The 11,870-nt window shown below is 76.7% G+C and carries 12 protein-coding genes; 11 read left to right on the top strand and 1 reads right to left on the bottom strand.

Annotation, left to right across the window (positions count from 1 at the left end; translation table 11 throughout):
- The 10 genes from AC068A_RS25135 to AC068A_RS25090 form a co-directional block, all read left to right on the top strand.
- The coding region (locus AC068A_RS25135) for a BTAD domain-containing putative transcriptional regulator (protein WP_478588411.1) at positions 1-150 on the top strand (150 nt) is incomplete at its 5' end.
- A 1-nt stretch (position 151) separates the two neighbouring features.
- Positions 152-922 (top strand): ScbR family autoregulator-binding transcription factor, encoded by a 771-nt coding sequence (locus AC068A_RS25130; RefSeq protein ID WP_478588404.1) that lies wholly within the window; start codon positions 152-154, stop codon positions 920-922.
- A gap of 70 nt (positions 923-992) precedes the next feature.
- The gene (locus AC068A_RS25125) at positions 993-1,766 is read left to right on the top strand and encodes a phosphopantetheine-binding protein (protein WP_478588402.1); all 774 of its coding nucleotides are present in this window, start codon (positions 993-995) and stop codon (positions 1,764-1,766) included.
- A 46-nt stretch (positions 1,767-1,812) separates the two neighbouring features.
- On the top strand, positions 1,813-3,726 hold the full coding sequence (locus tag AC068A_RS25120) for a beta-ketoacyl [acyl carrier protein] synthase domain-containing protein (protein WP_478588400.1): 1,914 nt from the start codon (positions 1,813-1,815) through the stop codon (positions 3,724-3,726).
- The gene (locus AC068A_RS25115) at positions 3,723-4,565 is read left to right on the top strand and encodes a 4'-phosphopantetheinyl transferase family protein (RefSeq protein ID WP_478588398.1); all 843 of its coding nucleotides are present in this window, start codon (positions 3,723-3,725) and stop codon (positions 4,563-4,565) included. The genes AC068A_RS25120 and AC068A_RS25115 overlap by 4 nt, the downstream gene beginning before the upstream one ends.
- A gap of 141 nt (positions 4,566-4,706) precedes the next feature.
- On the top strand, positions 4,707-5,456 hold the full coding sequence (locus AC068A_RS25110; RefSeq protein WP_478588396.1) for a thioesterase II family protein: 750 nt from the start codon (positions 4,707-4,709) through the stop codon (positions 5,454-5,456).
- Positions 5,453-6,718, top strand: coding sequence for a beta-ketoacyl-[acyl-carrier-protein] synthase family protein (locus AC068A_RS25105; protein WP_478588394.1), 1,266 nt, complete (start codon positions 5,453-5,455; stop codon positions 6,716-6,718). The genes AC068A_RS25110 and AC068A_RS25105 overlap by 4 nt, the downstream gene beginning before the upstream one ends.
- Positions 6,715-7,986, top strand: a complete 1,272-nt coding sequence (locus AC068A_RS25100) for a beta-ketoacyl synthase N-terminal-like domain-containing protein (RefSeq protein ID WP_478588392.1) — start codon at positions 6,715-6,717, stop codon at positions 7,984-7,986. The genes AC068A_RS25105 and AC068A_RS25100 overlap by 4 nt, the downstream gene beginning before the upstream one ends.
- A 38-nt stretch (positions 7,987-8,024) precedes the next feature.
- A complete protein-coding gene (locus AC068A_RS25095; protein ID WP_478588390.1) occupies positions 8,025-8,288 on the top strand; it encodes an acyl carrier protein in 264 nt (87 codons plus the stop codon).
- A gap of 5 nt (positions 8,289-8,293) precedes the next feature.
- A complete protein-coding gene (locus AC068A_RS25090) occupies positions 8,294-9,655 on the top strand; it encodes an FAD-dependent monooxygenase (RefSeq protein ID WP_478588388.1) in 1,362 nt (453 codons plus the stop codon).
- A gap of 67 nt (positions 9,656-9,722) precedes the next feature.
- Here the strand turns inward: AC068A_RS25090 and AC068A_RS25085 are convergent, their stop codons facing one another.
- Positions 9,723-10,193, bottom strand: a complete 471-nt coding sequence (locus tag AC068A_RS25085) for a nuclear transport factor 2 family protein (RefSeq protein ID WP_478588386.1) — start codon at positions 10,191-10,193, stop codon at positions 9,723-9,725.
- 168 nt (positions 10,194-10,361) lie between these two features.
- On the opposite strand from AC068A_RS25085, the gene AC068A_RS25080 reads away from it, so the two are divergent.
- The gene (locus AC068A_RS25080) at positions 10,362-11,870 is read left to right on the top strand and encodes a class I adenylate-forming enzyme family protein (RefSeq protein ID WP_478588384.1); all 1,509 of its coding nucleotides are present in this window, start codon (positions 10,362-10,364) and stop codon (positions 11,868-11,870) included.

Genomic DNA, 11,870 nt, shown 5'->3' with positions numbered 1-11,870 from the left:
CAGCGCCTGCGCACCACCCTCGTGCGCGAAATCGGCCTGGAGCCCTCGGCCGCCCTGCGCCGCCTCCAGCGCTCCATCCTCATGGCCGGCCCCGAGCACCCGGTGGACGCTCCCGAAGCGCAGCCCCCGCGGCTCACCCGCGTCGGCTGACATGGCACACCGCAGGACCAGCAGCCCGGCCCGCGGCCCGGCTCCGGGACACGGGCCGGGCCGGACGGCGACGAGCCCGGGAGGCCGTGCGATGCAGGCGAGGTCGGAGAGGACCCGCACGAGGCTCGTCCGGGCCGGAGCCGAGATGTTCCACCGCCGGGGCTACGCCAACGCCACGCTCGGCGGCATCGCCGCGGCCGCCGGCGTCACCAAGGGAGCGCTGTACTTCCACTTCGGCTCCAAGGACGACCTGGCCGAGGCCGTGCAGCAGCACGGCTGCGCGCTGCTGCACGAGACCGTCCGCGGGCTGCGCGAGGCGGGACTCCCGCCGCTGCAGACCCTGGTCGACACCACCCACTGGCTCGCCCGCGCACTGCACGAGGAGCCGGCGGTCCCGGCCGCCTTCCGTATAGCCAGGGAGTGCGCGGGCCGGCAGCCGCCCGTCGTGGACTTCCTCCATACGTGGCTGGGCGTGGTGTGCGACCTGCTGCGGCAGGCCCGCGCGGCCGGCGAACTGCGCGACCACCGGCCCTGGGACCGCGCCGAGTCGCTGGTGGCGGCCGCCGCCGGCGGCATCGAGGCGATGGCCGGCACCGGAATGCCGTACGCCGAGCTCGAACGCCGCGTCGGCTCCCTGTGGGCGCTCTTGCTGCCCAGCCTCGTACCGCCGGGCCGGGAAGAGGACTTCCGGCCCGGCGCCCCCCGGCCCCCGACCGCGCCGGCGGACCCCGCGGCGCCCTGCGCGGCGGAGCTCGCGGGCGCCGGGGTGTGACCCGCCCCGACGCCCCCGACGCCCCGGACGCACCGGACGCGCATCCACCGACAGCCAGGAGGATCAACCGATGACGAGTGACCACCTCGTTCCGCTGCGGACGGCACCCCTGCCGCAGCCCGAGGACGTGCTGACCGACCTGCTCGCCGTGCTGGGCGACGTACTCAAGGTCAAGACCGAGAAGATCGACCCGCACCAGACCTTCCAGTCGCTGGGCCTGGACTCCCTGCTGACCGTGGAGTTCGTCGCCGTGGTCAACACCCGCTACGGCATCCGGGTGCAGGCCACCGACCTGTACGACCACCCCACGCCGGCGTCCCTTGCCCGGCAGGCGGCCCGCGAGATGGGGCGCGCTGTGCCGCAGCCCCCGGCCGGCGCCGCGGCACCCGTGGCGGCCCCGCCGGCGGCGGGGCCGGGCGCGGTCGGCACCGCGGAGATCACCGAGCTGCTGCGGGAGCAACTGGCGGCGATCCTGTGCTGCGACGCCTGGGACATCGACGCCGCGGCCCCCTTCAACCTGCTGGGCGTCGACTCCATCCTCGGCGCCGAGTTCGTGGCCGCCATCAACCGCACCTTCGGGCTGGAGGAGCGGTCGGTCTCCCTGTACGACCACCCCAACCTCGCCGCGATGGCCGCCCACATCGCCGCCCGGACGGGACGCCTGCCCGGACCGGCGCCGGTACCCGCACCGACGGCGGTCCCCGTGTCCGCCGCGGCGCTGGGCACTGCACCGGCGGCGGCCGCCGCGCCCGGGGGCCGCGAGATCGACGTGCTGCTGGACGCCGTGCGCGACGACCGGCTCACCATCGAGGAGGCGCTCGTCCTCCTCGCCCGCAACGGCTAGCCGCCGCCAGGCTGTTCGAGAGCTTCCCGAGGAGGAGCCCGTCCGCATGGACCAGAAAGAGATCCTGACCCGGTTCAAGAACGGCACGATGGACCGGGCACAGGTGGCCGCCCTGCTGGTGGGCGCCGCCGCGGGCGCCCCCGCCGCGGGCACGCCGGCGACCGCGGCCGCCCGGGCGGCCTTCGACAGCGCTGCGTCCCCGCCGCAGGCCCGGCCCCGGCCCGTACGTCCGCTCCCCACCCCCTCCGGCCCCGCTCCCTCCGACCCCGCCGCTGCCGCCGGGTCCTCGCCCGGGTCCGGGGCCGTTGACGCGGTCGCGGTGGTCGGCGTTGCCGGACGCTATCCCGGCGCTGCGGGTCCGGAGGCGTTCCGCGCCCTGCTGCTCGCCGCACCGGACACCGCCGCCACGCCGCCGGAGGGGCGGCCGGGCACCGAACGCGGCCACTACCTGGAGCGGATCCAGGACTTCGACTGGGAGTTCTTCGGCATCCCGCCGCGCCGGGCGGCCCTGACCGACCCCCAGGAACGGCTGTTCCTCCAGGTCGCATGGGAGGCGCTGGAGGACGCGGGCTGTACCGGCAGCCGCCTCGAAGCCCTGCGGGCCCCCGACGGAACCCCCCGCAGCGTCGGCGTGTTCACCGGGGCGGGCACCGCCGACTACCTCCTCCTCGCCGCCGAGGCCTGGCAGCGCGGCCAGGGCGAGCGGCCGCCGCACGGCGGCGCCTGGAGCCTGCCCAACCGGGTCTCCGCGGCCCTGCGCCTGACCGGTCCCAGCCAGAGCGTGGACACCGCCGAGTCCTCCGTCCTGGTCGCCCTGCACCACGCCCTCGCAGCCCTGCGGCGCGGCGAGTGCGCGGCCGCGCTGGTGGGCGGAGCCCACCTGCTGCTGCACCCCGCCGGGCGGCGCGACGGCGCGGGCGAGGGCGTCGGCGCCCTGCTGCTCAAACCGCTGGAGCGGGCGCTGGCCGACGGGGACACCGTGTACGCCCTGGTCCGCGGCAGCGCCGTGGTCCACACGGCCGACCCAGCGGCGGACGGCGGCCGCCCGGTGCGGGAGGCGCTGCGCGCCGCCGGCCTCCCCGACGCCGGGCCGACCACGCCGACCGGGCCGACCACGCCGACCGGGCCGACCACGCCGACCGGGCCGACCACGCCGACCGGGCCGACCGCGCTCACCACCGAGGACGTGGCGCCCGTCGTCGGCGCCGCCGGGGCCGCCACGGGGGCCGCCCTGCTCACCCGCGCCGTCCTCGACCTGCACACCGGCACCGATACGGCCCACCGGACGCCCGTGACGGCCGGGACGCCCGGGACGCCCGGGACGCCCGGCGCCACCGGCGCGGGCACGGCCGCCCCCGAGCCGCGCAGGCTGACCGCCGGCATCCGCGGGGCGGGCGGGACCGAGGCCCACGTCGTGCTGGAGGCCTACCCCGCGGCCGCCCCCGAGCCGCCGCCGGGCGTCGCAGCCCCGGCCGCCGCCGAGCTGGTGCTGCTCTCCGCCCCCACGCCGGCCCACCTGGCCGCCACCGCCCGCCGCTTCGCGGCCCGCCTCGCCGGCCCGCAGCCCCCCGCACTCGGCCCGCTGGCCCGCGCCCTGCGCACCGGACGCCTGGCCATGCCCTGCCGGTTCGCGGTCGTCACCGCCGACATCACCGAACTCGCCCGCATCCTGGACGAGTTGGGGAACGGCGGCGGGGCCGGCACCGACCTGCGCGGCGGCAGGGCCGACCCGCTGGGCCTCGGCGAGGCGCCGGAGACCGCCGCGTACCTGGCCGCCCTGTGGGCAGGCCGGCGGCTGGAGCAGCTGCGCGACCTGTGGCTGGCCGGGGTCGAGATCGACTGGGCGGCCCTGGAGACCGGCTCCGGCGCCGGGGCGGTGTCGGTGCCGCTGCCGCCGTCGGCGTTCCTGCCCGTACCGCTGTGGCTGACCGGCCCGGAGACCGGGGAGGCGGCGGAATGAGCCCCGTCGCCGCGCCGCCCGCACGCGCCGCGGCCGGCAGCGGGCCGGGGGAGAGCCCGGTGAGCCTGTGGTTCTGCCCCAACGACGACCTCGCGCCGGGCATCGCCGCCACCCTGGCCACGTACTGGCTCGACGAGCACGAGCAGGAGATCGCCGGCCGCTTCCTCTTCGAGCGCGACCGGCGCCAGTACCTGGTCGCGCACACCCTGGTCCGCCGCGTGCTGGCGCTGGAGACCGGGATCCCGGAGGCCGAGGCCGTCATCTGGCGCTCCTCGCGCGGCCGCCCGTTCCTCCAGGCGCCGGTCGGCGGCCTGCCGCGCGGCGGGAACTCGCTCGACTTCAACCTCTCCCACGCCCACGCCTTCAACCTGCTGGGCGTGGCCCGGCAGCACCGCATCGGCGTGGACGTCGAGCGGCTCGACCGCGGCGAACGCAGCGGCCTGGACACCATCGTGGCCACCTTCGCCGAGCAGGAGCGCGACTGGATCGACCGGGCGGCGCCGGGCCGTCCGCGCGACCGCCGCGTGCTGCGGCTGTGGACCCTCAAAGAGGCCTACTCCAAGGCCCGCGGACTCGGGCTCGGCCTCGCCTTCGACTCCTTCGCCTTCATCCTGGGCGAGGACCGCGGGGTGCAGCGCTTCCACCCGCCGCCGGACGACACCGCGGAACGCTGGCGGTTCCTGGAGTTCGAGCCCGTGCCCGAGGTGCTGGCCGCCGTGGCCGTCGAGGTCGGCACCGACCCGCCGCCGGTGGTGCTGCTCCACCACGGCTTCCCGTGGCGCCGCGCGGCGCCGCGCCGCCTGGTGCTGCCGGAGCGCGTCCCGGAGCCGGTGGCCTGACCGGACCCCGGCGGCGGCCGGCGGCCCCGGACGTCCGGAGGGGCGCCCGGCCGGCCGCCCTCAAGCGGCCCTCCAGTGGCGGCGGAGCCGGGCCCGGCAGGCTCTGGGGCAGATCTCCCACGGCCCCGAGGAGGACACGAGATGGCCGACAGCCTGCCTGTGCGGCTGCACTGCTTCGCACACGCGGGAGCCGGGGTCTCGGCCTTCCACCGCTGGGACCGGACGGCGGGCCCCGGCGTGCAGACCGTGCCCTGGCTGCTGCCCGGCCGCGACCAGCGGCGCCGGGAACCGCGGGTGACCCGCCTCGACGCTTTGCTGGCCGACCTGCGACCGCTGTTCGACGGGCTCGCCGCCGAGCCGGAGGCCCCGTACGTCCTGTACGGGCACAGCCTCGGCGGCATGATCGCGTACGCCGTCGCGCACCACATCGAGCGGACCGGGCTGCCCCGGCCCGCGCTGCTGGCCGTCGGAGCCTGCCCGCCGCCGGACGAACCCGCCCACCTGGCCGGCTCCGCGGAGCTGCCCGAGGACGAGCTGCTGCGCGTACTGGACTCCCTCGGCGTGCTGCCGCCCGGCGCACGGCCCGGCGACGTCTGGCACCGGATGGTCCTGCCCGTCCTGCGCGACGACCTGCGGCTGGCCGCCGCGCTCCGGGAGGACCCGGGCACCCCGCTGCCCGTGCCGGTGCTCGCCGTCGCCGGGCGCGAGGACCCCATCGCCGGCCCGTCGGCGATGGCCGGCTGGGAACGCTGGTCCACCGTCGGATGCGCCTGCCAGACCGTACCCGGCGACCACTTCTTCGTACGGGGCACCGAAACGCCGCGGCTGCTCGCCCGGGCCGTGCGCGTCCTGCCCCGACTGACCGCACTGGGACGGGGGGCTGCCCGATGAGGCGCGTCGTCATCACCGGCATCGGGGTCGTCGCCCCCGGGAAGACCGGCACCAAGGCCTTCTGGTCGCTGCTGACCTCCGGGCGCACGGCCACCCGCGCGATCTCCCGCTTCGACGCGGCGCCCTTCCGGTCCCGGATCGCCGCCGAGGCGGACTTCGACCCGCTCGCCGCCGGGCTCACCGCCGAGCAGGCCGAGCGCCTGGACCGGGCCGCCCAGTTCGCCCTCGCCGCCACCCGGGAGGCACTGGACGACAGCGGCCTCACCGCACTGCCCGAGCCCCGCCGCACCGGCGTCACCCTCGGCAGCGCGCTGGGCAGCACGACCGCCCTCGACACCGAGTACGCGGCGGTCAGCGAGCGGGGCACGCGGTGGCTGGTCGACCCGGCACGCGCGGTGCACCAGCTCTACGAGTACGCCGTGCCCAGCTCGATGGCGGCCGAGGTGGCCCGTACGGCCGGCGCCCAGGGGCCGGTCGCGCTGGTCTCCACCGGCTGCACCTCCGGACTGGACGCCCTCGGGCACGCCGCCGACGTGATCCGCGAGGGGTCGGCCGACGTGATGGTCGCCGGCGCCACCGACGCGCCCATCACCCCCATCACCGCGGCCTGCTTCGACGCCATCCGCGCCACTTCCACCCGCAACGACGACCCGGCCACCGCCTCCCGGCCCTTCGACCGCACCCGCAACGGCTTCGTCCTCGGCGAGGGCAGCGCCGTGCTCGTCCTGGAGGAGTACGGGCACGCCCGCCGGCGCGGCGCGCACGCCTACGCCGAGATCTCCGGCTTCGCCTCGCGCTCGAACGCGTTCCACATGACCGGGCTGCGCCCCGACGGCACCGAAATGGCCGAGGCCATCCGGGCCGCCCTCGCCGAGGCCCGGCTGCGCCCGGAACAGATCGACTACATCAACGCGCACGGCTCGGGAACCAAGCAGAACGACAAGCACGAGACCGAGGCGTTCAAGAAGAGCCTCGGCGCGCACGCCTACCGCACCCCCGTCTCGTCCATCAAATCGATGATCGGACACTCGCTCGGGGCGATCGGCGCACTGGAGATCGCCGCCTGCGCCCTGGCCATCGAACACGACGTGATCCCCCCGACGGCCAACCTGAACGAGCCCGACCCGGCCTGCGATCTCGACTACACCCCGCTGACGGCCCGCGAACGGCGCACCGACGCCGTGGTCAGCGTCGGCAGCGGCTTCGGCGGCTTCCAGAGCGCGATGATCCTGACCGCCCCGAGCCCGGAGGCGGCCCGATGACCACCCCCACGACCACCCCCACCCCCACGACCGGCACCGCCACCGTGACGGCCGCCGTCACCGGCATCGGCGTAGCAGCCCCCAACGGCCTGGGCACCGAGGCCTGGTGGGCCGCCACACTGCGCGGCGAGTCCGGCATCCGGCCGCTCACCCGCTTCGACGCGTCCTCGTACCCGGTCCGGCTGGCCGGCGAGATCCCCGGCTTCGACGACGCCGCGCACATACCCAGCCGCCTGATGCCGCAGACCGACCGCGTCACCCGGCTCGCCCTGGCCGCCGCCAAGGAGGCGCTCGACGACAGCGGGGCCGATCCGGCGCAGCTGCCCGACTACGCCGCCGGCGTCGTCACCGCCAACTCCTTCGGCGGCTTCGAGTTCGGCCAGCGCGAACTGGAAGCACTGTGGAGCAAGGGCGGCCAGTACGTCTCCGCATACCAGTCCTTCGCCTGGTTCTACGCCGTCAACTCCGGCCAGATTTCCATTCGGCACGGGCTGCGCGGCGCCAGCGGCGTGCTCGTGTCCGAGCAGGCCGGCGGCCTCGACGCCGTCGCGCAGGCCCGCCGCCAGATCCGCAAGGGCGCCGCCCTCGTGGTCAGCGGCGGACTCGACTCCGCCCTGTGCCCGTGGGGCTGGGCGGCCTACCTCGCCGGCGGCGGGCTGAGCGCCGAAGCCGACCCGGCCCGCGCCTACCTGCCGTTCGCCGAGGACGCGAGCGGGTACGTCGCCGGTGAGGGCGGAGCCCTGCTGATCCTGGAGAACGCCGAGGCCGCCGCCGCCCGCGGCGCCCGCGTCCACGGCACGGTCGCCGGCCACGCCGCCACCTTCGACCCCGCCGCCGGCAGCACCGGCACCGCCGGTGCCGACACGCTCGCCGAGGCCGCCGCACTGGCCCTCGCCGAGGCCGGGATCCGGCCCGCCGACGTCGACGTGGTGTTCGCCGACGCGGCGGGCGAGCGCGCCGCGGACCGCGCCGAGGCCGAGGCCCTCACCGCCCTGTTCGGCCCCTGCGGCGTCCCCGTCACGGCGCCCAAGTCCATGACCGGACGGCTGGCCGGCGGCGGCGCGGCCCTCGACCTCGCGGCGGCCCTGCTGACCCTGCGCGACCAGATGATCCCGCCGACCACCGGCACCGCGGCCCCGGCCGCCGACTGCCCGGTGGACCTCGTGACCGGGGCGCCGCGCCGCCCCGGGCGGCCGCTGACCCACGCCCTGGTGCTGGCCCGCGGCCGGGGCGGTTTCGCCTCCGCCGCGGTCATCCGCGCCGCCTGACCCCCACTCCACCCACAGACGATCGACGAGAGGTTGCCATGGAGCGGCTCGAACTGCCTGATCTGACCCGACTGCTGCGCCTGTGCGCGGGCGAGGACGAAGGCGTCGACCTGGACGGCGACGTACTGGACCTGTACTGGCTGGAACTCGGCTACGACTCCCTGGCCATCCTCCAGACCATCGGCTACATCGAGCGCGAGTACGCCGTGAACCTCGACGAGGAGGCCCTGGACGAGGCCGACACGCCCCGCCGGTTCCTGGAGATGGTCAACGAGGCGCTGGCCGAGAAGGCCGCGCTCTGAAGCCGGTGACCGCCGTGGACCCCGCCCAGGATTCCGCAGCGGACCCCGCAGTGGACCCCGCCATGGGCTCCGTCGCGGACCCTGCCGCGACCGGCCCCGCCGCGGGCGAGGCGCTGGAGACCGACGTGTGCGTCATCGGCGCCGGCCCGGCCGGCCTCGCCCTGACGCTGATGCTGCTGCGCTCGGGCGTCCGCGTCGCCCTCGCCGAGCGTTCGACGGCACTGGGCCGCGCCTTCCACGGCGAAATCCTCCAGCCCGGCGGCCAGCTCGTCCTCGACGAGCTCGGCGTGCTCGCCGCCGCCCGCGCCCGCGGTGCCTGCCGGCTGGCGGGCTTCCAGGTACTGGAGGGCGAGCGGCCGCTGCTCGACATCGACTACGGCCGGCTGCCCGCACCCTACGACCACCTGCTGGCCCTGCCGCAGCCGCACCTGCTCACCGAACTCCTCGCCGCCTGCCGGCGGCTGCCCGGCTTCACCTTCCTCGAAGGGCACCGGATCGCCGCACTGCGCGAGCAGCGCCCCGGCAGCCCGGTCACCGGCGCCGTCCTGCACGGGCCCGGCCGGAGCCGCCTCACCGTCGCGGCCAGGGTCGTCATCGGTGCGGACGGCCGCTTCTCCAAGACCCGCGCCTTGGCCGGGATCGAGGCGGGCCGCTCGGAGTCCTTCGCGCAGGACGTGGTCTGGTTCGCCTTGCACGCCCCCGGCAGGGCCACCGGCCGGGTGCGCGTGCACCGCGGCGCGGGCACCGCCGTGCTGGTGCACGACACCCACCCCGACCGGCTGCGGATCGGCTGGACCCTGCCCCACGGCGGCTGGCACGCTGCGGTGGCGCGCGGCATCGATGACATCCGCGGCGGACTCGCCGGGATCCTCCCGCAGTTCGCCGACCTGCTGCACGACCAGCTGACCTCCCTGAAGGACCTCGCCCTGCTCGACGTGTTCGCCTCGCACGCCCGGGAGTGGGTCCGCGACGGCCTCGTCCTGATCGGCGACGCCGCCCACACCCACGGCCCGATCGGCGCCCAGGGCATCAACCTCGCCCTCCAGGACGCCGCCGCCCTGCACCCCGTCCTCGTACGGGCCCTGAGCGACGGACGGCAGCCCACCCGCGAGCAACTGGCGGCCTACCAGGACCGGCGGGCTCCGGTCGCGCGCGCCGTGCACCGCATGCAGACCATGCAGGCCAAGGCGATGCTGAGTCCGTCCGCGGGGCCCCTCGCCCGGCTCGTGCGCGCCCGCGCGGCGAGCCTGGTCGGCCGCACCCCGCTCGGCGCCAAGATCGCCCGCAAGGTGGCGCTGGGCACCGACCCGGCCAGGGTGCGCACCGACCTGTTCACCACCCCGGCGGGCACGCCGCGGCCGGCGTGACATCGGCCGCGGCGGCTCCACCGCGGGCGGTCCGCCGTGCGGCCGCCGCGGCCCGCCCCGCCCCTGCTCAGGGCGCCAGGTCGTCGCGCGTCACCAGGCGGTGGGCGACGAGCCAGCCGTCGCCGGCGGGCACCAGGCGGTCCTCCATCACGCACACCCGGTGCAGCCGCGACTCGCCGCCGCGCGGCGTCAGGAACACCAGCGCGTAGGCGCGCGTGTGCAGCGTCCCGTCGTCCTGCGGCCGGACGTCGAGCATGCCCAGCCAGTGCCGCATACGGTCGCCGCTTCCCAGGTGGGCCGCCTCCAGCCGCCGCACGCTGACCGCCAGCGCGGTACGCCCGCGCACCGGCTCCGGCAGGGTCGGCACGTCGAAGACGGCGTTCTGCGTGAACGTCGACGCCCACCCGTCGGGATCGAAGGAGTCGAACGCCTGCATCTGGCGGGCGTAGAACTGCTGGATCTGCGCGTACCGCAGGCCGGACTCCGTGTCGGGCGCGGGCGTGGGCGCGTCCGGCACGGTCAGGGCGGGGGCCGTCATGGCGGGTCTCCGTTCCGTCGGGTCGGGCCAGCTTCCGCCCGCGGGGTCGAGGCCGCTTCGAAGACTCCTCAAGCGGATCTGAAGACTGTGGAGGAGACCGCCGTACGTCCGCCGTACGCCCGCCGGAGGCGCGCGGTACGCCCGCCAGCGCGACCAGGAGGACCAGCCGTGCCGACATTCACGTATCCCGAACTGCCGCTCGACGGCCTCCTGCGCCGGGCGGCGGTCCGTGACCCGGCCGGCATCGCGATCAGCTCCGGCGGGACCGTGCTGTGCTTCGCCGCGCTCGACGCCCGGGCCGACCGCTTCGCCGCCTACCTGGAGCACACGCTGGGCCGCCGCGGCGCCCGCATCGGCGTCGCCAACGTCCTCGACGCGGACTTCGCCGCCGCGTACTACGGCATCGTGCGCAGCGGGAACACGGCCGTACTGATCAACCCGCTCATCAAGGAGGCGGGCCTGGCGCACGTGTGCCGCGAGGCCGCCGTCGAACTGGCCTTCGTCCCCACCCCCACCGCCGAGCTCCTCACCAAGCTGCGCGAGGAACTGCCCGCCCTGCACACCCTCGTGGTCACCGGCGCCCACGGCGGGGTCGTGCCCGCAGACGCCCTGCCGCTGGCCGCCGCCCTGGACGCCGTCCCCACCGATGCCGATGCCGATGCCGACGCCGCCCGCCCGGCGGGCCTCGGCGCCGGCCCCGCCGACCTGGACGCCGTCGCCTGCGTCCAGTTCACCACCGGCACCACCGGCAGCCCCCGCGGCGTCCTGCTCACCCACCGCAACCTGGTCGCCAACGCCGCGCAGACGGCCGCCGCGCACCGGCTCGGCAGCGACTCCGTCGTCCTCAACCACCTGCCGCTCTACCACACCATGCACCTCAACTCGGCGATCTGCGCGGGCGCCCGGCAGGTCCTGTGCACCGACCCCGACCCGCTGGCCTCCCTGGCCCGGGCGCAGTCCTCCGGGGCGACCCACTACTACGGGCTGCCCGCCCGGCTGCACCGGCTGGCCCAGCAGCTGCGGTCGGCCGCCGAGGAGGGCCGTTACGTGCCCGGGGTCCCCGCCGGCCCCCGGCTGACCGCCGTCCTGTCCGGCGGCACCGCGCTCGACCCCGCCGCCGCCCGCCTCCTGCGGGACCGGCTGGGCGTCCCGGTCGTCCAGGGCTACGGAATGGCCGAGCTGTCGCCGCTGGCGAGCTCCCAGGACCCGGGCGACCCGCTGCCCGGCTCGGTCGGCAGGCCCGTGCCCGGGACCGAGTGCCGCATCGTCGACCTCGGCACCCGCCGGCCGCGGGCGGCGTACGCCACCGGAGAGGTGCAGGTCCGCGGCCCCCAGCTGATGGCCGGCTACCTGGGCGGGGGCGGCGCGCCGGTCGACGCCGACGGCTGGTTCTCCACCGGCGACGTCGGCTACCTCGACCAGAACGGGGCGCTGTTCCTCGTGGACCGGCTCGGCGACGTCTTCAAGCACGACAACGAACTCGTCTCCCCCGCCGCGGTGGAGCGGGTCCTCGGAGAGGACCCGCGCGTGGCCGAATGCGTGGTAGTCGGCTGGCCCGACCCGGTCCACGGGGCAGTGACCTGGGCCGGCATCGTCCTGCGCCAACCGGTCCCGGGGGGGGGGGGGGGGGGGGGGGGGGGGGGGGGGGGGGGGGAGGGGGGGGGGGGGGGGGGGTAA

The organism is Streptomyces sp. NPDC043854, from assembly GCF_056436005.1.
The sequence above is the reverse complement of the archived record's forward strand: the minus strand, read 5'-3'. Positions and strand labels throughout refer to the sequence as shown.

Coding starts and splice junctions, on each gene's coding strand:
- AC068A_RS25105 (WP_478588394.1), top strand. CDS start 5,453: ATGAGGCGCGTCGTCATCACCGGCATCGGGGTCGTCGCCCCCGGGAAG.
- AC068A_RS25120 (WP_478588400.1), top strand. CDS start 1,813: ATGGACCAGAAAGAGATCCTGACCCGGTTCAAGAACGGCACGATGGAC.
- AC068A_RS25095 (WP_478588390.1), top strand. CDS start 8,025: ATGGAGCGGCTCGAACTGCCTGATCTGACCCGACTGCTGCGCCTGTGC.
- AC068A_RS25130 (WP_478588404.1), top strand. CDS start 152: ATGGCACACCGCAGGACCAGCAGCCCGGCCCGCGGCCCGGCTCCGGGA.
- AC068A_RS25110 (WP_478588396.1), top strand. CDS start 4,707: ATGGCCGACAGCCTGCCTGTGCGGCTGCACTGCTTCGCACACGCGGGA.
- AC068A_RS25125 (WP_478588402.1), top strand. CDS start 993: ATGACGAGTGACCACCTCGTTCCGCTGCGGACGGCACCCCTGCCGCAG.
- AC068A_RS25085 (WP_478588386.1), bottom strand. CDS start 10,193: ATGACGGCCCCCGCCCTGACCGTGCCGGACGCGCCCACGCCCGCGCCC.
- AC068A_RS25100 (WP_478588392.1), top strand. CDS start 6,715: ATGACCACCCCCACGACCACCCCCACCCCCACGACCGGCACCGCCACC.
- AC068A_RS25115 (WP_478588398.1), top strand. CDS start 3,723: ATGAGCCCCGTCGCCGCGCCGCCCGCACGCGCCGCGGCCGGCAGCGGG.